The sequence below is a fragment of the Burkholderia pyrrocinia genome, assembly GCF_022809715.1.
Lineage (GTDB): Bacteria > Pseudomonadota > Gammaproteobacteria > Burkholderiales > Burkholderiaceae > Burkholderia > Burkholderia pyrrocinia_C.
Genome location: NZ_CP094459.1, coordinates 3,485,261 through 3,503,570 on the forward strand (window position 1 = coordinate 3,485,261; position 18,310 = coordinate 3,503,570).

Here is an 18,310-nt window from a genome sequence, read left to right on the forward strand (position 1 = left end):
GCCGCGCGCCGCCCGCCACCCGCCGCCGTCATACCTGCCGCCTTATTCGCCGATCGCGAGCGCCTGCGCGACGGCCTGGATCCGCGCGCGATGCACGGCATCCTTGATCTTCTCCGCCTCGTTGCCGATGCCGCGCGCGATCGCGCCGGCATCGACGCTGCGCGCGGCCGCGAGCGCCACGCGCAGCCGCTCGGCCTGCGGATAAGGCTGCGCGTCGAGCCCGAGCCGCCCGCGCGCATCCGATTCGCAGGCCTGCAGCATCTCGGCGAAACGCGCCGGCTTGCGCAGCGCGTCGCTGCGCTCGAACAGCCGTACCAGCGCGGCCGCGCCCATCTCCATCACGCGATGCAGGTTGCCGTGCTCGCGTGCGACCACGAGCGCCAGATCGCGGCAATCGTTCGGCACGCGCAGCCGCTCGCACAACGGCTTGAGCAGGTCGACGCTGCGGCCCTCGTGGCCGACGTGGCGCGGCAGCACGTCCGCCGGCGTCGTCGCCTTGCCGAGATCGTGCGTGAGCGCCGCGAAGCGCACCGGCAGCGAATAGCCCTGCTTCGCCGCGTAGTCGACGACCATCATCACGTGCACGCCCGTATCGACTTCCGGGTGATAGTCGGCGCGCTGCGGCACGCCCCACAGCGCATCGACCTCGGGCAGGACGCGCGCGAGCGCGCCGCAGTCGCGCAGCACCGCGAACATCCGCGACGGCTTCGCCTCCATCAGCCCGCGCGCGATTTCCTGCCACACGCGCTCGGGCACCAGCGCGTCGGCCTCGCCTGCGTCGACCATCCGCCGCATCAGCGCGAGCGTTTCGTCGGCGACCGTGAAATCCGCGAACCGCGCGGCGAAGCGCGCAATCCGCAGGATCCGCACCGGATCCTCGACGAACGCGTCGCTCACGTGCCGGAACACGCGCGCGCGCAGGTCGGCCTGCCCGTCGAACGGGTCGATCACGGGCCCGACCAGCGCGCCCTCCGGGCTCACCTCGCGCGCCATCGCGTTGATCGTCAGGTCGCGCCGCGCGAGATCCTCGTCGAGCGTCACGTCCGGCGCGTAATGGAACTGGAAGCCGTGATAGCCGGCCGCCGTCTTGCGCTCGGTGCGCGCCAGCGCGTATTCCTCCTGCGTGTGCGGATGCAGGAACACCGGAAAATCCTTGCCGACCGGCCGGAAGCCCTGCGCGGCCATCTGCTCGGGCGTCGCGCCCACCACCACGTAGTCGCGGTCCTGCACGGGCACGCCGAGCAATTCGTCGCGGATCGCACCGCCTACTGCGTAGATGTTCATGGCTGCGGCTCGTATTCGGCGATCACGTTGGTCTCGCGGCGCGCCGCGTCGATCCACCGCTGCACCGCCGGCAGCGCCGTCACGCGCGCCGCGTAGCCGGCCGCGTCCGGCGACAGGCCCGGCTCGTACGTGTTGAAGCGCATCACGACGGGCGCATACATCGCATCGGCGATCCCGAACTCGCCGAACAGGAACGGCCCGCCCGACGCCTCGAGGCACGCGCTCCACAGCGCGTCGATGCGCGCGACATCGGCGAGCGCGTCGGGCGTCGCGCCGCGCCCCGGCATCGACGCGCGCACGTTCATGCCCATCTGCGTGCGCAGCGCCGCGAAGCCCGAATGCATCTCGGCCGCGATGCAGCGTGCATGCGCGCGTTCGAGCGGATCGGCCGGCCACATCGGGAACTGCGGATAGCGCTCGGCGAGCGTCTCGGCGATCGCGAGCGAATCCCAGATCGCGACGCCGTGGTCGTCGACCAGGCACGGCACCTTGCCGGACGGCGAATACTCGAGGATGCGCGCGGCCGTGTCGTCGCGGCGCAACTCGACCGCGATCTCGTCGAACGGGATGCCGAAATGCACGAGCAGCAGCCACGGGCGCATCGACCACGACGAGTAGTTCTTGTCTCCAATGACGAGTTTCATGACGGTGTTCCGGAAAACGCGAAGGTGGAAAGGAAGAGGCTGAACGACGGCATCCCGGCCGCGCCTAGCGGCGCGAGCGGAACCAGTCGAACCGCGACCGCTCCGCGGCCTTGCCGAGATACGCGGGCGCAATGCTTTCGAGACTCGCGGGCGAGATCCCGAGTTCCGGCGCGAGCGGCCCCGACAGCACGTTCGGCACCGACATCGACGCGAGATTGTCGCGCGTGAGTACCGGTTCGCCGGGCAGGCACTCGAACACGCTTGCCTGCAGCCGCGCGAGCGCGTCGGGCAGCCGCACGATGCGTGCCTGCCGGCCGACCAGCGTGCCGCAATAGCGCACCAGCTGCTCGAGCGTATAGACGGTCGGGCCGCCGAGCTCGTAGGTCTTGCCGTGCGCGGCCGCGAGATCGAGCGTGTTGACGAACGCGCGCACGACATCGCCGACGAACACCGGCTGGAAGCGCGCGTCGGGCATCGCGAGCGGCAGCACGGGCACCGTGCGCTGCAGGTTCGCGAACGTATTGAGGAATGAGTCGCCGGGGCCGAACACGACCGACGGGCGGAAGATCGTCAGCTCGAGCGAATCGGTCGCCGCGATCGCATGCAGCGCCGCTTCGCCGTCGCCCTTCGAGCGCTGGTACATGCTCGCGCCGTGCGAATCGGCGCCGAGCGCGCTCATGTGCAGCAGGCGCCGCACGCCGACCTCGGTGCACGCGCTCGCGAGCGCGGCCGGCAGCGCGACGTGCGCGCGCTCGAAACCGGGCCCGTACGGCGTGCCGCGGCCGCCGTGCAGCACGCCGACCAGATTGATCGCCGCGTGCGCGCCGGCGACGAAGCGCGCGAGCGTGCGCGTGTCGAGCGCTTCGAGCTCGACGATCTCGACCGGCAGCATCTGCAGATGGCGCGCGTGGTCGCGCCGCCGCGTGCCGATCCGTACCTGCTTGCCGGCGTCGATCAGCGCATTGACGAGCCGGCTGCCGATGAAGCCGGTGCCGCCCAGCAGCGCGACGGTCTGACGATCCATGTTCGACACTCCTAGGGCCTGTTCACGCTAATAACGGACTTTCGCTGGCCGCCAGAAGGGCCGAGCGCAAGGACTGCGACGAAGCGAATACTCGACGTATTCGCAAGGAGCATGACGCAGCGATCGGCCCTTCTGGCGGCCAGCCCCATTCATGACTTTTTCCCGGTCAGGGGAACGTGCCTTGCCGGCCGCATTGCGGCGTCGCGCGTCGCTTGTCCGGCTCGGTCAAACGGCGCCTCCTTGCTTCTTGCACCGCAGCCGGCAAGGCACGTTCGCAAGTCCGTTATTAGCGTGAACAGGCCCTTAAGAACACTGCCGCGTCTCGCGCGGCAGTGTGAAGATTGCGGATCAGGGCGAGATCATGCCTAGACGTTTCTTCAACGACTGCGGTTTGCCCTCGAAGAGCGCCGCGTAGTAGACGGTATTCGACAGCACGTTCTTCACGTAGTCGCGCGTCTCGTTGAACGGAATCGTCTCCGCGAAGATCGCGCCTTCGACCGGCTGCGTCAACACCTGGCGCCACTGGCGCGGCCGGCCCGGGCCCGCGTTGTAGCCGGCGGTGGCCAGCACCGGCGAGCTGTCGAAGTTGTTGTAGATGTCCGCCAGATACCAGGTGCCGAGCTGGATGTTGGTATCGATGTCGTGCATCTGTGCGCGCGTGATCGTGCCCATGCCGAGCTTCTTCGCGACGAGCTGGGCGGTGGCCGGCATCAGCTGCATCAGGCCGCCCGCACCCACCGACGAACGCGCGCTCGTGATGAAGCGCGACTCCTGGCGGATCAGCCCGTACGCCCACTCGATGTCGAGGCCCGTCGATTGCGCATAGCGCTCGACGATGTTGCGGTACGGCGACGGGTAGCGCAGCGTGAAGTCGTGCTCGGCCTTCGTGCGGTCGGCCGTGTTGACCGTGCGGTCGAGCAGCTCGACGCGCTTGCCGTACTCGGCGGCCGCGAGCAGCTGGCGATCGGTCATCCCGCGCAGCGGCCAGTTCCATTCGCGGTTGCCTTCGAGGCGCAGGTTCAGCGCGTAGAAGCGCTGTGCGAGCGCGAAGCCCGGAATCTTGCCCATCGCGTCGATCTCGGCGTCGCTCACCTTCGTGCGCGGCGGGACCGTCGTGCGCTGGCCGAGCTCTTCGCCGGCGAGCTGCCCGTAGAAGTTGAACTGGCCCGCGACCTGCTCGAATTCCTGGTTCGCCTGCAGCGTGTCGCCGCTCTGCTTGAGCGCGCGCGCATGCCAGTAGATCCACGCCGGATCGCTGCGCAGCGACGGCGGCATCTGCTCGATCGACCAGCGCACCATCGGCCAGTTGCCGGCGAGCAGCGCGGCGCGCGTGCGCCATTCGTAGCCCGGGTTCGACAGCGGCGCGTTCGCGGATTTCGCGTACCAGACCGACGCGAGCGGCGAGCGCTTGATCGCGCCCTGGTAACCGATCGCGCCCCATGCGATCGCCTGCTCCTGTTTCGTGAGCGAGCCGGCGACCGACGTCAGCATCCCGGCGGCCGCGTCCGGATCGTTGCGCGCCATGCGGCCGAGCGCGATCAGCGCGAGCTGGTGCGACGTCGCGTCGGGGCCGACGCCGCGCGCGAGGAACAGCGGCGGCGCGCTCGTCGCCTGGTCGAAGGCGACCGGGCGCGGGCCGAGCGCGTCGACGATCTTGCCGCCGAGCGTCGTGTAGTTCTGCTCGTACGCGAGGCGCGCCTGCTGCCACACGTCGTCGCTCGTGAACTGCTGGTTGACCGTGAGCGCGGTGATCAGGTCGACGCAAGCGTCGCCGTAATTCTTCGGCTCGACGAGCAGCGCGCGCGCCGCATCGGCGACGTTCTCGCCGCGCGCCGCGCGCGATTCGAGCGCGTAGCACCTGACCTGCGTGTCGTCGTCGAGCACGAAGCGCTTGTATTGATCGTCGAAGCTGCGCCAGTCGTGGCGCGCGCCGAGCACGAGCAGGTAGTCGTTGCGCAGGCGGTCGGCGATCGCCTGGCCGTCGTAGCGCTGCAGGAACGACTGCACCGGCGCGTCCGGCGCGTCGACGCGCGCACGGCCCGTCGAATCGAACAGCTGCGGCTTGATCTGGAAATACTCGACGTAGGACGGGACCGGATAGTTCGGGATCATCGACGCAAGCTGCGCGGCTTTCGCGGCGTCGTTGCGGCGTGCGGCTTCGCGAAGCTGCACGAAGATCTGGTCATCCCCGGCGACCGTGTCGTCGCCCGGCGCGGCGCACGCGGCCGTGCCCGCGACCAGCGCGGCCGCCGAAAGCGTCAGCGCGACCGCGCGATATACTCGGAAAAGGCTGTTCGACATCGTTTTGAATGGAGCACGAATTGAGCGAAAGCATAGCACGCCACCCTGTGCCGAACCCGAAGGCTGCACTGCGCAAAACGCTGTCCGGCGCACGTCGCGACGCCGCGTCGCAGCCCGCCGCGAACGCCGCGCTCGACGCGCGGCTGCGCACGCTGCTCGACCGGCTCGCGCCGCGCACGGTCGGGTTCTACTGGCCGCTGCCGGGCGAATTCGATGCGCGCGATGCGGTGCTCTCATGGTGTGCGGCAGGCGCCGGCCGGCGCGCCGCGCTGCCCGTGATCGGCGAGCGGCACACGCCGCTCGCGTTCCATGCGTGGGACGCACACACGCCGATGCGCGAGGGTCATCACCGGATTCCGGAACCGGCGGCGGGAATCGTCGTCGTGCCCGACCTGCTGCTGATTCCCTGCGTGGGATTCGATCCGCAGCGCTACCGGCTCGGCTACGGCGGCGGCTACTACGATCGCACGCTCGCCGCGTGGCCGGGCGACACGCTGCCGGTGACGGTCGGCATCGCGTATGAAGCGTGCCGCGTCGACGCGCTGCCGGCCGAAGCGCACGATCTCGCGCTGCGCTGGATCGTGACCGACGGCGCGCTCTATCCGGCCGCCGGATGACGCGGCGCGCGGCGCCACGGCCGTCGCCGCACGCCCGTCAGCGCAACGCCGCGCGCAACACTTTCCGCAATCGTTTACAGCGACGTTTACAACGACGCCGCCGCGCGCGCGGCCGTGTCGTACAGGCCCGATGCGTGGCGCAGCAACTGCGCCGCGTCGCCGATCTGCTCGTTGGTGAGCCCGCTGTCCTTCAGCGTCTCGATCAGGCAGTGCTCGCGCACCTCGCGATACTTCAGGCACAGGTCGCGGCCCGCGTCGGTCGCGAAGAAGAACACTTCCTTGCCGTTTTTCTCGCTCTTCACGTAGCCGCGCGCGATCAGTTTTTTCAGCGCATAGGTCGCGACGTGCGTATCCTCGATATTGAGCACGAAGCAGATGTCGGCGAGCTTCTTCTTGCGTTCGCGATGGCTCACGTGATGCAGCAGCGACACCTCGACCGCCGTCATGTCCTTCGCGCCGGCCGCCGACATGCAGCGCACCATCCAGCGGTTGAACGCGTTGCCGGCCATGATGAGCCCGTATTCGAGCTCCGACAGCTCCGCGCTCGAATCGGAAACGAGGTGTTCGGATGACACGATCTTGGTCGGAGAACGCTTCATGGAAAGGCGGCGCAAGCAGGATGTCAGGGTGTGCCGAGTGTACGTCAGAAGCCCCTGTATACGGGCTAGGCGAAAACGCTTATTGGTAAGTTGTCGATATTTTGTTGACAATGTGCGCTAACATTGCCGTCCGAACCGTGCCAGTCCGATGACGCAACCCCGCTTTTATCCGCTCGGCGATGCCGCCCTCGTCTGCGAGGTGCCGCCGCCCGCCACGCTCGATTGCCAGCGCCGCGTCTGGGCCGTTGCCGAGGCCGCGCGCGCGTGGCCCGACGTGATCGACGTCGTGCCGGGCATGAACAACCTGACCATCGTGTTCGACCCGCTCGCCGCGACGGCCGAGTCGCTCACGCCGGCGCTGCGCGACGCGTGGGAGACCGCCGACGTCGAGCACGCGGACGGTCGCGACGTCGAGATCCCGGTCGAATACGGCGGTGCCGCCGGCCCCGATCTGGCGGCCGTCGCCGCGCACACGGGCCTGTCGGCCGACGAGGTCGTCGCGCGCCACGCGGCCGGCGAATACGTCGTGTTCTTCATCGGCTTCCAGCCGGGTTTCGCGTATCTCGGCGGCCTCGACGCGTCGCTGCATACGCCACGCCGCGCGGCGCCGCGCCTCGAGGTGCCGGCCGGCTCGGTCGGCATCGGCGGCGCGCAGACGGGCATCTACCCGGCCACGTCGCCCGGCGGCTGGCAGTTGATCGGCCGCACGTCGCAGGTGCTGTTCGATCCGGCGCGGCCGCAGCCGACGCTGCTGCTGCCCGGCGACCGCGTGCGCTTCACCATTGCAGGAGTCGACGCACGATGACCCAGAGCAACGCACCGGGCACCATCGAGGTGGTGCGGGCCGGCCCGCTGTCGACCGTGCAGGATCTCGGGCGCCGCGGCGCGCGCCATCTCGGCGTCGCGCAGGGCGGCGCGCTCGACGGCCTCGCGCTCGAGGTCGGCAACCGGCTCGTCGGCAACCGCCCCGACGCGGCGGCCGTCGAGATCACGATCGGCCCGACCGCATTCCGCTTCACGCGCGCCACCCGCATCGCGATCACCGGCACCGAGTTCGGCGCGGCGCTCGACGGCCGGCGCGTGCATTCGTGGTGGAGCCTGCCGGTCGAAGCCGGGCAGATGCTCGTGCTGCCGGCCGCGAAACGCGGGATGCGCGGCTACCTGTGCATCGCGGGCGGCATCGACGTGCTGCCGATGCTCGGCTCGCGCAGCACCGATCTCGCGTCGCGCTTCGGCGGCCTCGGCGGCCGCACGCTGCGCGACGGCGATCGGCTCCCGGTCGGCGTGCCGCCGGCCGGCGCGGGCTGCCTCGCGGCCGACGCGCCCGAATTCGGCGTGAAGGCGCCCGCGTGGTGCGCGTTCGCGCGCGTCGACGAGCCGCCGCGCCGCCACCGCCCCGCGCATGCGCCGTGGGCGATGCCCGTGCGCGTACTGCCGGGCCCCGACTACGCGTCGTTCGCAGCCGATTCGCAGCAGGCGTTCTGGGACGACGAATGGCTCGTCACCGCGAACAGCAACCGGATGGGCTATCGCCTCGCCGGCGCCGAGCTCGTGCGCGAGCGGCCGGCCGAGCTGCTGTCGCACGCGGTGCTGCCCGGCACGATCCAGGTGCCGCCGAACGGCCAGCCCATCGTGCTGATGCACGACGCGCAGACCACCGGCGGCTATCCGAAGATCGGCACGGTGATCCGCGCCGACCTGTGGAAGCTCGCACAGGCGCGGCTCAACCTGCCGATCCGCTTCGTGCGCACGACACCCGACGCGGCGCGTGCCGCCCTCGCCGCGGAACGTGCGTATCTGCGGCAGATCGACATCGCGATCGACATGCGCGAGGAAGCGCGCCGCCGCGCCCAATCGCGCGCGGCGTGACAATGGCGGAAGCGGTACGGAAGACGCGCCACGCAATCAGTGGACGAGGAACATCATGGAAATCGATCTGAATGCCGATCTCGGCGAAGGATGCGGATCGGACGAGGCGCTGCTCGACCTCGTCACGTCGGCGAACATCGCATGCGGCTGGCACGCGGGCGGCGCCAATGCGATGCGCGACTGCGTGCGCTGGTCCGTGCAGAAAGGCGTGTCGATCGGCGCGCACCCGAGCTTTCACGATCCGGAGAATTTCGGCCGCAAGGAAATGCAGCTGCCGGCCGGCGACATCTACGCCGGCGTGCTGTACCAGCTCGGCGCGCTGTCGGCGATCGCGCAGGCCGAAGGCGGGCGCATCGCGCACGTGAAGCCGCACGGCGCGCTGTACAACCAGGCCGCGCGCGACCCGATGATCGCCGATGCCGTGGTGTCTGCGATCCACGATTTCGATCCGTCGCTCGCGGTGTTCGGGCTCGCGAACAGCGTGTTCGTCGCGGCCGCGCGGCAGGCGGGGCTCGCCGCGGTGGAGGAAGTGTTCGCCGATCGCGGCTACCGCGCCGACGGCTCGCTCGTGCCGCGCAGCCAGCCCGGCGCGCTGATCGACGACGAAGAGGCGGTGCTCGCGCGCACGCTCGACATGGTGCGCAACCGGCACGTGCGTGCATTGAGCGGCGAATGGGTGCCGCTGAACGCGCAGACCGTCTGCCTGCACGGCGACGGGCCGCATGCGCTGGCGTTCGCGAAGCGGATCCGCGCGGCGCTCGAGGCGGCGGGTGTCGACGTCGTGGCACCTGGCGCGCTACAGGCCGACGAAGGCGCGTGACGCGTATCCGTCGCGTGACACGTGCATTGCACGCATCCGTCGCCCAAAAGAAAAAAGCGCCCTCGTGGCGCTTTTACGTTGGCGCAATCGCTGCGGCTTCGCCGTCTGTCGATTCGCCCCCCGAAACCGTCTTTCGACGGTGACCGGAAAAACATTCCGGATTAAAAAACGTCCGCCATCGCCCGATCACTGCATTCCCCGGTCAGACGACGGAACGTTGCTTATCTGCAAGTCGGCCCGCATGCATTTGTTGTGTCCGACGATGATTGGCCCCGCCGTGCATGCAGACACTCCGCGGCCGGCACGCGCTTCACGTGCCGGCAACGCTAACCCCGCGCTTTATTTCTGCTACCCCGTAGAACTTATCTATTCTTTTCATTTTTTCAACTTGTGGGGTGAAGAATAGATATTGGCAGAACAGGATGTCAATCGTTTCAAACGCTATTTTCCGACGATTCAAGGGTTTTCCTTATCGATTGCCGCGGCCGCACCGGCGCCTCGCGACGTGCGCGCGATGGCAATCAAACAGGGGAAGATCGGTGCATGCCGCCGGGCGCGATCAGTTCGCGTCGACCCGGTATCCTTGCTGGCGCAACAATTCGAGCACGCCGCGCGAGCCGCCCAGATGCAGCGCGCCGATCGCGACGAACAGCGGCCGGTTCGGCGCGGCGATTGCCGTCATCCGTGCAACGAAGCGCCGGTTGCGCTCGTACAGGATCTTGTTGTCGATCGACGCCGACAACGCCTTCGAACGCGCGAGCCGCTCGCTCTTCGCGACGGCCCAGGCCGAGATCGCGTCGGCGTCGCCAATTCGCCACAGCCGGTGCAGCGCCTTGATGTCGTCCGCGTTCTGCGCGGGTGTCTGCACCATGTCCTGCGCGAGCATCTCGCGCTGCTCGGCCAGCGTCAGCCCGGTGAACGCGCGCATCTGTTCGGCGAGCGTCTCGAGCCCGATCACGCGGCCGCCCTTCTTCTTCAGGAACACGTTCTGCAGTTGCGCCTCGGTGCCGTATTCGGTCTGCAGGCCGGCCGACAGCGAATCGTAGGTCTCGACGACGAGCGCCGCGAGCCACGGCCGCATCTTGCGGATCTCGGCGAGCGCGGCCGGGTTGCCGCGCAGGCGCGCCGCGAGCCGCTGCCACAGCGGCTCGGGCAGCAGGCGCTGCAGGCACGGGTAGCGGCACACGCCGTACTTCGACACGTCGTCCTGCGATTCGAGCAGGTCGTCGGGCGACAGTTCGAGCGCGAGCGTCGGCGACGCGGCGAGCGCCGCGAGGATGCGCGGCCGGAACGGCTGCGCGCTCGGGTAGTCGGACGGGTCGCCCGTGTGCAGCGTGCCGAGCACGTAGAGCGTGACCTTGCCCCTGGTCGCGACGTAGAACGGCATGCGCGCGGGCTGCACGCGCACCGCGCCGCTCGCGACCGTGCCGTTCGACACGGCAGGCGCGTGAAAGCCCGGCAGGCTCATGCCGGGCGGCGGGACTTGCGACGGATGAATCGGCGAGGTGGCCGGCGCGCGCCCTTCGGCGCGCGCGGCCTCGACGGGAACCGCGAGGCTGGCCGCCACGCACGCACCGGCCAGCGCCGCGCCCGTAACGGTGCGCACGCTCCAGCGCCGCGCGTAGCGGTACGCGCGCATCACGCGCGCGCTGCTTGCCCCCGAACGGCGCGCGCCGGACACGCGCGCCGCCAACGCTTCAGGCATTCGCCTCCCCTACCTCCTCGGCGCGATGGCAGGCCACGCGCCGTCCGTCGACCTCGCGCAGTTGCGGCTCCTCGACGCGGCAGCGCTCTACCGCATACGGGCAGCGCTGGTGGAACGCGCAGCCCGACGGCGGATTGAGCGGCGACGGCAGTTCGCCCTGCAGCTTGATCTGCACGCGGCGGTCTTCCTCGAAGATCGCCGGCGTCGCCGACATCAGCGCGCGCGTGTACGGATGGCGCGGCCGCGCGTAGATCGTCTCCTTGTCGCCGAGCTCGGCCACGCTGCCGAAGTACATCACCATCACGTCGTCCGCGACATGCTCGACCACCGACAGGTTGTGCGAGATGAACACGTAGCTCGTCTTGAACTGCTCCTGCAGATCCATGAACAGGTTCAGGATCTGCGCCTGGATCGACACGTCGAGCGCGGACACCGGCTCGTCGGCGACGACGATCCGCGGATCGAGGATCATCGCGCGCGCGATCGCGACACGCTGCCGCTGGCCGCCCGAGAACATGTGCGGATAACGCTTCGCGTGCTCGGGCCGCAGGCCGACCGTGCGCATGATCTGCGCGATGCGCTGCGCGCGCTCGGCGGCCGTCAGGTTCGCGTTGATCTCGAGCGGCTCGGAGAGCGTCTGCTCGACGGTCTTGCGCGGGTTGAGCGACGCGAACGGGTTCTGGAACACCATCTGCACGCGGCGGCGCAGGTCGGCGACCCGGTGGCGGTCCGCGCCCGCGACGTCCTTGCCATCGATCGACAGGTGGCCGGACGTCGGCGTCTCGATCATCGTCAGCTGCCGCGCGAGCGTCGACTTCCCGCAACCGGATTCGCCGACGACGGCGAGCGTCTTGCCGCGCTTCAGCGAAAACGACACGCCGTTGAGCGCCTTCACCGTGCCCTGGCCGAACATGCCGCGCTTGACCGTGTAGTGCTTCGCGAGCTGGTCGGCGACCAGTACGACGTCGTCGTCGTGCGGCGTGGCGCGCGTTTCGTGGACTGCGTTCATCGTGCGCCTCCCGTCAGGTCGAGGTTGGAAACATGGAGCGGCTTGATGCAGCGTGCGCGCATCGCATCGTTGCCGGACACCAGCGTGTCGAGCGCCGGCCGCGCCTTGCGGCAATCGTCGACCACGTACTTGCAGCGCGGCGCGAACAGGCATCCGGACGGGCGATCATCGCGGCCCGGCACCATGCCGGGCAATGCGGCAAGGCGACGCGCCCCCTTATTGTGCTCGGGAATCGCCGCGAGCAGCGCTTCGGTGTACGGATGATGCGGCGTGCGGAAGATCTCGGGCACGCTGTTGGTCTCGATGATCTCGCCCGCGTACATCACCGCGACGCGCTGCGCGACCTCCGACACCACTGCCAGGTCGTGCGAGATCAGCACGAGCGCCATCCCGCGCTCCTTCTGCAGCTTCACCAGCAGATCCATGATCTGCGCCTGGATCGTCACGTCGAGCGCGGTGGTCGGCTCGTCGGCGATCAGCAGCTTCGGGTTGCACGCGACGGCCATCGCGATCATCACGCGCTGGTTCATCCCGCCCGACATCTGGTGCGGGAACGACGCGATGCGGTTCTTCGCATCGGGAATGCCGACCTGGTCGAGCAGTTCGAGCGCGCGCCGGTGCAGCGCGTCGCCGCGCAGGCCTTCGTGCAGCTTCAGCACCTCCTTGATCTGGTAGCCGACCGTATAGCTCGGGTTCAGGCTCGTCAGCGCGTCCTGGAACACCATCGCGATGTCCTTGCCGACGATCTTGCGGCGCGCCTTCGCCGACGCCTTCAGCAGGTCGACGCCGTTGAACGTGACCTCGTCGGCCGTCACCTTGCCCGGCGCGTCGATCAGGCCCATCAGCGCCATCATCGTCACGCTCTTGCCCGAGCCCGATTCGCCGACGACGCCCACCACCTCGCCCGGCGCGATCGACATGTTGATCCGGTCGACCGCGGGGAGACCGTTGAAGTTCACCGCGAGATTGCGGATGGTCAGAAGATCTTGGCTCATGTTCATGCCATCCGCTTCAGTTTGGGATCGAGCGCGTCGCGCAGCCCGTCGCCGAGCAGGTTGATCGCGAGCACCGAAATCAGGATCGACAGGCCCGGCATCGTCACGATCCACCATGCGTTGTCGATGTAGTCGCGCGCGGATGCGAGCATCGCGCCCCACTCGGCGGTCGGCGGCTGCACGCCGAGGCCGAGGAAGCCGAGCGCGGCCGCGTCGAGGATCGCCGACGAGAAGCCCAGCGTCGCCTGCACGATCAGCGGCGCCGTGCAGTTCGGCAGCACCTGCGAGAACATCAGGCGCAGCGTGCCGGCACCGGCCACGCGCGACGCCGTCACGTATTCCTTCTGCAGCTCGCCGAGCGCCGACGCGCGCGTGAGGCGCACGTAGGCAGGCAGCGCAACGATCGCGATCGCGAACATCGTGTTGGTGAGGCCCGGGCCGATGATCGCGACGACCGCGACCGCGAGCAGCAGCGACGGCAGCGCGAGCAGCACGTCCATGATGCGCATCACGGGCGTGTCGGCCCACTTCTGGAAGAACGCGGCGACGAGCCCGAGCACGATGCCGGGGATCAGCGCGAGCACGACCGACACGAAGCCGATCCAGAACGACATCCGCGCGCCGAACATCAGCCGCGAAAGAATGTCGCGGCCCGCTTCGTCGGTGCCGAGGATGAATTTCCAGTTGCCGCCGTCGAGCCATGCGGGCGGGATCTTCACGTAGTCGCGGTATTGCTCGACCGGGCTGTGCGGCGCGATCAGCGGCGCAAGCAGCGCGACCAGGATCAGCGCGATCACGACGATGCCGGCGCCGACGGCGCCGCGGTTGCGCGAGAAGTTGGCCCAGAACTCGCGCAGCGCGAGCGCACGGCCGCCGGCCGGCGCGGATTCGCTCGGCAGGGTGTTTTGCAGATTGCTCATGGAATTACCTCGTGTGGCGGATGCGCGGATTCAGCACGCCGTACAGCAGGTCGACGACCAGGTTCACGACGATCACGAGCGTCGCGATCAGCAGGATGCCGCCCTGGACGACCGGATAGTCGCGGCGGCCGATCGCATCGATCAGCCACTTGCCGACACCGGGCCACGAAAAGAGCGTCTCGGTCAGCACGGCGCCCGCGAGCAGCGTGCCGATCTGCAGGCCGATCACGGTGACGACCGGGATCAGCGCGTTGCGCAGCGCATGCACGACCACCACGCGCACGGGCGACAGCCCCTTCGCGCGTGCGGTGCGGATGTAGTCCTCGCGCAGCACTTCGAGCATCGACGAGCGCGTCATCCGCGCAATCACCGCGAGCGGGATCGTGCCGAGCACGATCGCGGGCAGGATCAGGTGGCTGACCGCCGACTTGAACGAGCCTTCGTCCGGCGCGAGCAGCGCGTCGATCAGCATGAAGCCCGTCGGGTGCGGAAAGTCGTATTCGACGGCGATGCGCCCCGACACGGGCGTCCAGCCGAGGTACGACGAAAACACCATGATGAGGATCAGCCCCCACCAGAAGATCGGCATCGAGTAGCCGGTGAGCGCGGTGCCCATCACGCCGTGGTCGATGACCGAACCGCGCCGCAGCGCGGCGATCACGCCGGCCGGCAGGCCGACGGCGAGCGCGAACACCAGCGCGCACAGCGACAGCTCGACGGTCGCCGGGAAGCGCGCGAAGAACTCGCCCGCGACACTGGTGTTGGTGATGATCGACGTGCCGAGATCGCCGTGCAGCGCACGGCCGATGTAATGGACGTACTGCAAGGGCAGCGGCTGGTCGAGCCCGAGGCGTTTCATCGCCTCCGCGTGCATGGCGGGATCGACGCCGCGCTCGCCCATCATCACTTCGATGGGGTCGCCCGGTATCAGGTGAATCAGCGCGAACGCGAGGATGGTGATGCCGATGAAGGTCGGGATCACCATGCCCACGCGGCGCAACACGAATCGGAGCATGATGCTTCTCGTATTTTCTTGTGGGAAATGTGCGACCGGCGACGGGGGGCTTTTGGCCTCCCGCCGCCGGATGATTTCAAGCCGGTCTTCTCAAGGACGACAGCTTACGCCGGTCGTATTACTTCACGCCGACGCCGTCGAAGCGCGCATAGCCGAGCGGCTCGATGCGCATGTCGACCACGTTCTTGCGCACCGGCTGGTAGACCGTCGAGTTCGCGATCGGCGAGAACGGCAGCTGTTGCGCGAAGATCTGCTGAGCCTGCGTGTAGAGCTTCGTGCGCGCGTCCTGGCCCGTCGTCGTGCGGCCCTTCTGGACCAGCTCGTCGAACGGCTTGTAGCACCAGTGCGAGAAGTTGTTGCCCTTGATCGCCTCGCAGCCGAGCAGCGTGCCGAGCCAGTTGTCCGGATCGCCGTTGTCGCCGGTCCAGCCGATCAGCATCGTGTCCTGCTCGCCGCCGTGCGCGCGCTTGATGTACTCGCCCCATTCGTACGTGACGATCTTCGCCTTCACGCCGATCTTCGCCCAGTCGGCCTGGATCATCTCGGCCATCAGGCGGGCGTTCGGGTTGTACGCGCGCTGCACGGGCATCGCCCACAGCGTGATCTCGAAACCGTTCGCATAGCCGGCCTTCGCGAGCAGCGCCTTCGCCTTCGCGGTGTCGTACGCGGCCATCTTCAGGTTCTTGTCGTACGACCATTGGGTCGGCGGCATCGGCGCGCTGGCCGCCTGGCCCGCACCCTGGTAGACGGATTCGAGGATCGCCTTCTTGTTGATCGCCATGTCGAGCGCCTGACGCACTTCGAGCTTGTCGACCGGCTTGTGCTCGACGTTGTACGCGAGATAGCCGAGGTTGAAGCCCGCCTGCGACGGCATGTCGACGTTCGAGTCGGCCTTCAGCGTCGCGATGTCGGCCGGGCGCGGATAGCTCATCACCTGGCATTCGTTGCGCTTGATCTTCTGCACGCGCACGCCCGGATCCGGCGTGATCGAGAAGATCAGCTTCGACAGCTTCACTTCGCCCTTCTTCCAGTAATCAGGATTGCCGTCGAATCGGATCGTCGCGTCCTTCGTGTAGCTGCGGAAGATGAACGGGCCCGTGCCGACCGGCTTCTGGTTGATGTCGGCGGCCTTGCCGGCCTTCATCAGCTGGTCGCCGTATTCGGCCGACAGGATCGACGCGAATTCCATCGCCATGTTCTGGATGAACGGCGCGTTCGGCTCGGACAGCGTGAACTTCACGGTGTACGGATCGACCTTCTCGACCTTCGTGATCAGCTTGTCGAGGCCCATGTCGGTGAAGTACGGGAACGACACCGGATACGCCTTGCGGAACGGCTGGTTCGGGTCGAGCATGCGCTGGAACGAGAACAGCACGTCGTCCGCGTTGAATTCGCGCGTCGGCTTGAAGAAGTCGGTCGTGTGGAACTTCACGCCGTGGCGCAGGTGGAACGTGTACACCTTGCCGTCGGACGACACGTCCCACTTCTCGGCGAGGCCCGGCTCGACCTTGGTGCCGCCGCGCTCGAATTCGACGAGGCGGTTGTAGACGGTGAACGTGGCGGCGGTGAAATCGACGCCGGTCGTAAATTGCGCGGAATCAAAACCCGCCGGGCTGCCTTCTGAGCAGTAGACGAGCGTTTTGTTCGGGATCTGTGCGAATGCAGAGCCCGCGACGCCGAGCGATGCCGCTGCCACGCCTGCAATGGCGGTAACACGCAGGGTGTGCAACAGACGGTTGTATTCCATGTTTCCTCCAGGTCTCCAGATCGGAACCGGTCCCGCCAGGGTCCGGCGTACGCGGATATTACTTGAGCTAGCGATTCTACAACAAGCTGGAGAAAAAACTCTTCTAGACGCGCCCGCACGGGTTTTTGCCGATGTCTCGCACGGGTAAAAAATGCGAAAACGCGCGCGAGCGACAGTTCCGTTCATTCCGCGCATGTTTCGTTCGACAACTAAACAATTCGGGCGCGAATGCGAAGGTTCGGCGCGCGGTTTCCCGTGTCTGGCCGCACATCATTGCGTTTTGCGAAACGATTCGATGACGGTCTTCTCCCTGTCACGCCGTCACGCCGGCGCGTCAAGATCGGCGCTGCGCGCGGGCACGAACGCGACCGCGACGATCGACAGCGCGAGCCCGGCCATCACGTAGTAGGTCGGCGCCAGCGGCGTACCCGTGACCTTGATCAGCCACGTGACGATGAACTGCCCGAAGCCGCCGAACAGCATCACCGCGACGTTGTACGCGATCGACAGCCCGGTCGAGCGCACGTTGGCCGGGAACAGCTCGGCGATCATCGCGCCGAACGGCCCGTAATAGCCTGCGAGCGTCACCGACAGCACGGCCTGCACCGCAATCAGCCGCCCGATGCTCGGCGCCGCGTCGAGCCACGCGAACAGCGGATACATCAGCACGAGCGTCAGCGCGAGCGACCACAGCGACAGCCCCTTGCGGCCGATGCGGTCCGACCACGCGCCCGCGACCGGCGACAGCACCATCAGCAGCAGGTTGCCGACGATCACCGCGTAGAACGATTCCGAGTACGGCAGCTTCAGCTGCTTCACCGCGAAGGTCGGCAGATAGCTGATCAGCACGTAGATCGTCACCGTCAGCGCGATCACCGAGCCGAGCCCGCACAGCACCTCGCGCGGGTGGCGCGTGAACACTTCGCCGAGCGTCGCGCGGCGCGCGCTCTGCTGCGCATGCAGGAATGCTTCGGAATCGGCGAGATGGCGGCGGATGTAGAAGCCGATCGGGCCGATCACGAGCCCGAGGACGAACGGCACGCGCCAGCCCCAGCTGTGCAGCGCGTCGTGCGACAGCCCGCGCGTGACGGCCGCGCCGACGAGCGCGCCGATCAGCAGCGCGGCCGCCTGGCTCGCCATCTGCCAGCTGCCGTAGAAACCGCGTTTCGAGAACGGCGCGGCCTCGATCAGCAGCGCCGTCGCGCTGCCGAATTCGCCGCCCGCGGAGAAGCCCTGCAGCAGGCGGCCGAGCACGATCAGGATCGGGCCGCCGATGCCGATCGCCGCATAGGGCGGCGCGATCGCGAGCAGGAAGATGCCGAACGTCATCAGCAGGATCACGAGCGACAGCGCGGCCTTGCGGCCGGCACGGTCCGCGTACAGCCCGAATACGATGCCGCCGATCGGGCGCATGAAGAACGCGACGCCGAACGTCGCGGTGGTCAGCAGCAGCGACGAGTATTCGCTGGAGGTCGGGAAGAACAGCTCGGCGATCACGACCGTCATGAAACCGAACACCGTGAAGTCGTACCACTCGAGCGCGTTGCCGATCACGGCGGCCACGACCGCGCGCCGATTCAGCGCACGCTCGGGCCGGATCGTTTTCGTTGAATTCGCAATCGTCGCCATGCGTGCCTCATCCTCGTGAATTCGCCGTGTCGGGCGGCGCGGCGCAGTGTGCCGCGCCGCGCTGGTTTGCAGCGAGTGTAGAAAGCGACGGAACCGTTTTCAAGCAATAAAAACGCCCGCCGTCTTTCGACG

At 68.0% G+C, this 18,310-nt stretch carries 16 protein-coding genes; 4 read left to right on the forward strand and 12 right to left on the reverse strand.

Translation table 11 applies throughout. The features are described 5' to 3' along the window. Window positions 1-42 precede the first annotated feature (42 nt). The 4 genes from MRS60_RS16140 to MRS60_RS16155 form a co-directional block, all read right to left on the reverse strand. Window positions 43-1,284 carry a multifunctional CCA addition/repair protein gene (locus MRS60_RS16140; RefSeq protein ID WP_034179275.1) on the reverse strand — a complete coding sequence of 414 codons (1,242 nt, stop codon included), beginning with the start codon at window positions 1,282-1,284 and terminating at the stop codon, window positions 43-45. Further along, the gene (locus MRS60_RS16145) at window positions 1,281-1,928 is read right to left on the reverse strand and encodes a glutathione S-transferase family protein (protein ID WP_034179276.1); all 648 of its coding nucleotides are present in this window, start codon (window positions 1,926-1,928) and stop codon (window positions 1,281-1,283) included. Before MRS60_RS16145 ends, MRS60_RS16140 begins: the two co-directional genes overlap by 4 nt. 64 nt (window positions 1,929-1,992) lie before the next feature. Then, a complete protein-coding gene (locus tag MRS60_RS16150) occupies window positions 1,993-2,952 on the reverse strand; it encodes a complex I NDUFA9 subunit family protein (protein ID WP_105389535.1) in 960 nt (319 codons plus the stop codon). A 348-nt stretch (window positions 2,953-3,300) separates the two neighbouring features. Further along, window positions 3,301-5,253, reverse strand: coding sequence for a lytic transglycosylase domain-containing protein (locus tag MRS60_RS16155; protein WP_034179278.1), 1,953 nt, complete (start codon window positions 5,251-5,253; stop codon window positions 3,301-3,303). Between the two features lie 8 nt (window positions 5,254-5,261). Here MRS60_RS16155 and MRS60_RS16160 point away from each other — a divergent pair, with 8 nt between their 5' ends. Then, window positions 5,262-5,870 (forward strand): 5-formyltetrahydrofolate cyclo-ligase, encoded by a 609-nt coding sequence (locus tag MRS60_RS16160; protein WP_051983605.1) that lies wholly within the window; start codon window positions 5,262-5,264, stop codon window positions 5,868-5,870. A gap of 86 nt (window positions 5,871-5,956) precedes the next feature. On the opposite strand, the gene MRS60_RS16165 is transcribed toward MRS60_RS16160, so the two are convergent. Then, window positions 5,957-6,469: a winged helix DNA-binding protein gene (locus MRS60_RS16165; RefSeq protein ID WP_034179280.1), complete on the reverse strand. Its 513-nt coding sequence runs from the start codon at window positions 6,467-6,469 to the stop codon at window positions 5,957-5,959. A 148-nt stretch (window positions 6,470-6,617) separates the two neighbouring features. Here MRS60_RS16165 and pxpB point away from each other — a divergent pair, with 148 nt between their 5' ends. The 3 genes from pxpB to pxpA are packed head-to-tail and all read left to right on the forward strand — an operon-like array spanning window position 6,618 to window position 9,158. Continuing rightward, window positions 6,618-7,274, forward strand: a complete 657-nt coding sequence (gene pxpB / locus MRS60_RS16170) for a 5-oxoprolinase subunit PxpB (RefSeq protein WP_034179281.1) — start codon at window positions 6,618-6,620, stop codon at window positions 7,272-7,274. After that, window positions 7,271-8,338, forward strand: coding sequence for a biotin-dependent carboxyltransferase family protein (locus MRS60_RS16175; protein WP_243564992.1), 1,068 nt, complete (start codon window positions 7,271-7,273; stop codon window positions 8,336-8,338). Before pxpB ends, MRS60_RS16175 begins: the two co-directional genes overlap by 4 nt. A gap of 55 nt (window positions 8,339-8,393) precedes the next feature. Then, window positions 8,394-9,158, forward strand: coding sequence for a 5-oxoprolinase subunit PxpA (gene pxpA, locus MRS60_RS16180; RefSeq protein WP_034179283.1), 765 nt, complete (start codon window positions 8,394-8,396; stop codon window positions 9,156-9,158). A 559-nt stretch (window positions 9,159-9,717) separates the two neighbouring features. Here the strand turns inward: pxpA and MRS60_RS16185 are convergent. From MRS60_RS16185 to MRS60_RS16215, 7 genes are all read right to left on the reverse strand, one after another. Then, window positions 9,718-10,863 (reverse strand): TraB/GumN family protein, encoded by a 1,146-nt coding sequence (locus MRS60_RS16185; RefSeq protein WP_034179284.1) that lies wholly within the window; start codon window positions 10,861-10,863, stop codon window positions 9,718-9,720. Then, window positions 10,856-11,872, reverse strand: coding sequence for a peptide ABC transporter ATP-binding protein (locus tag MRS60_RS16190; RefSeq protein WP_034179285.1), 1,017 nt, complete (start codon window positions 11,870-11,872; stop codon window positions 10,856-10,858). The genes MRS60_RS16185 and MRS60_RS16190 overlap by 8 nt, the downstream gene beginning before the upstream one ends. After that, window positions 11,869-12,867, reverse strand: a complete 999-nt coding sequence (locus MRS60_RS16195; RefSeq protein ID WP_034179454.1) for an ABC transporter ATP-binding protein — start codon at window positions 12,865-12,867, stop codon at window positions 11,869-11,871. The genes MRS60_RS16190 and MRS60_RS16195 overlap by 4 nt, the downstream gene beginning before the upstream one ends. A gap of 2 nt (window positions 12,868-12,869) precedes the next feature. Further along, window positions 12,870-13,787, reverse strand: a complete 918-nt coding sequence (locus MRS60_RS16200; RefSeq protein ID WP_034179286.1) for an ABC transporter permease subunit — start codon at window positions 13,785-13,787, stop codon at window positions 12,870-12,872. A gap of 4 nt (window positions 13,788-13,791) precedes the next feature. Next, complete coding sequence (locus tag MRS60_RS16205) at window positions 13,792-14,802, reverse strand: ABC transporter permease subunit (protein ID WP_034179287.1); 1,011 nt, start codon at window positions 14,800-14,802, stop codon at window positions 13,792-13,794. A gap of 118 nt (window positions 14,803-14,920) precedes the next feature. Further along, window positions 14,921-16,549: an ABC transporter substrate-binding protein gene (locus MRS60_RS16210; RefSeq protein ID WP_034179288.1), complete on the reverse strand. Its 1,629-nt coding sequence runs from the start codon at window positions 16,547-16,549 to the stop codon at window positions 14,921-14,923. A 321-nt stretch (window positions 16,550-16,870) separates the two neighbouring features. Then, on the reverse strand, window positions 16,871-18,178 hold the full coding sequence (locus MRS60_RS16215; RefSeq protein ID WP_111015898.1) for an MFS transporter: 1,308 nt from the start codon (window positions 18,176-18,178) through the stop codon (window positions 16,871-16,873). Window positions 18,179-18,310: the final 132 nt, after the last annotated feature.

Excerpts from the sequence above, each read along its gene's own strand:
- MRS60_RS16140 (WP_034179275.1), bottom strand. The coding sequence starts at position 1,284 with ATGAACATCTACGCAGTAGGCGGTGCGATCCGCGACGAATTGCTCGGC.
- MRS60_RS16145 (WP_034179276.1), bottom strand. The coding sequence starts at position 1,928 with ATGAAACTCGTCATTGGAGACAAGAACTACTCGTCGTGGTCGATGCGC.
- MRS60_RS16150 (WP_105389535.1), bottom strand. The coding sequence starts at position 2,952 with ATGGATCGTCAGACCGTCGCGCTGCTGGGCGGCACCGGCTTCATCGGC.
- MRS60_RS16155 (WP_034179278.1), bottom strand. The coding sequence starts at position 5,253 with ATGTCGAACAGCCTTTTCCGAGTATATCGCGCGGTCGCGCTGACGCTT.
- MRS60_RS16160 (WP_051983605.1), top strand. The coding sequence starts at position 5,262 with ATGGAGCACGAATTGAGCGAAAGCATAGCACGCCACCCTGTGCCGAAC.
- MRS60_RS16165 (WP_034179280.1), bottom strand. The coding sequence starts at position 6,469 with ATGAAGCGTTCTCCGACCAAGATCGTGTCATCCGAACACCTCGTTTCC.
- pxpB (WP_034179281.1), top strand. The coding sequence starts at position 6,618 with ATGACGCAACCCCGCTTTTATCCGCTCGGCGATGCCGCCCTCGTCTGC.
- MRS60_RS16175 (WP_243564992.1), top strand. The coding sequence starts at position 7,271 with ATGACCCAGAGCAACGCACCGGGCACCATCGAGGTGGTGCGGGCCGGC.
- pxpA (WP_034179283.1), top strand. The coding sequence starts at position 8,394 with ATGGAAATCGATCTGAATGCCGATCTCGGCGAAGGATGCGGATCGGAC.
- MRS60_RS16185 (WP_034179284.1), bottom strand. The coding sequence starts at position 10,863 with ATGCCTGAAGCGTTGGCGGCGCGCGTGTCCGGCGCGCGCCGTTCGGGG.
- MRS60_RS16190 (WP_034179285.1), bottom strand. The coding sequence starts at position 11,872 with ATGAACGCAGTCCACGAAACGCGCGCCACGCCGCACGACGACGACGTC.
- MRS60_RS16195 (WP_034179454.1), bottom strand. The coding sequence starts at position 12,867 with ATGAGCCAAGATCTTCTGACCATCCGCAATCTCGCGGTGAACTTCAAC.
- MRS60_RS16200 (WP_034179286.1), bottom strand. The coding sequence starts at position 13,787 with ATGAGCAATCTGCAAAACACCCTGCCGAGCGAATCCGCGCCGGCCGGC.
- MRS60_RS16205 (WP_034179287.1), bottom strand. The coding sequence starts at position 14,802 with ATGCTCCGATTCGTGTTGCGCCGCGTGGGCATGGTGATCCCGACCTTC.
- MRS60_RS16210 (WP_034179288.1), bottom strand. The coding sequence starts at position 16,549 with ATGGAATACAACCGTCTGTTGCACACCCTGCGTGTTACCGCCATTGCA.
- MRS60_RS16215 (WP_111015898.1), bottom strand. The coding sequence starts at position 18,178 with ATGGCGACGATTGCGAATTCAACGAAAACGATCCGGCCCGAGCGTGCG.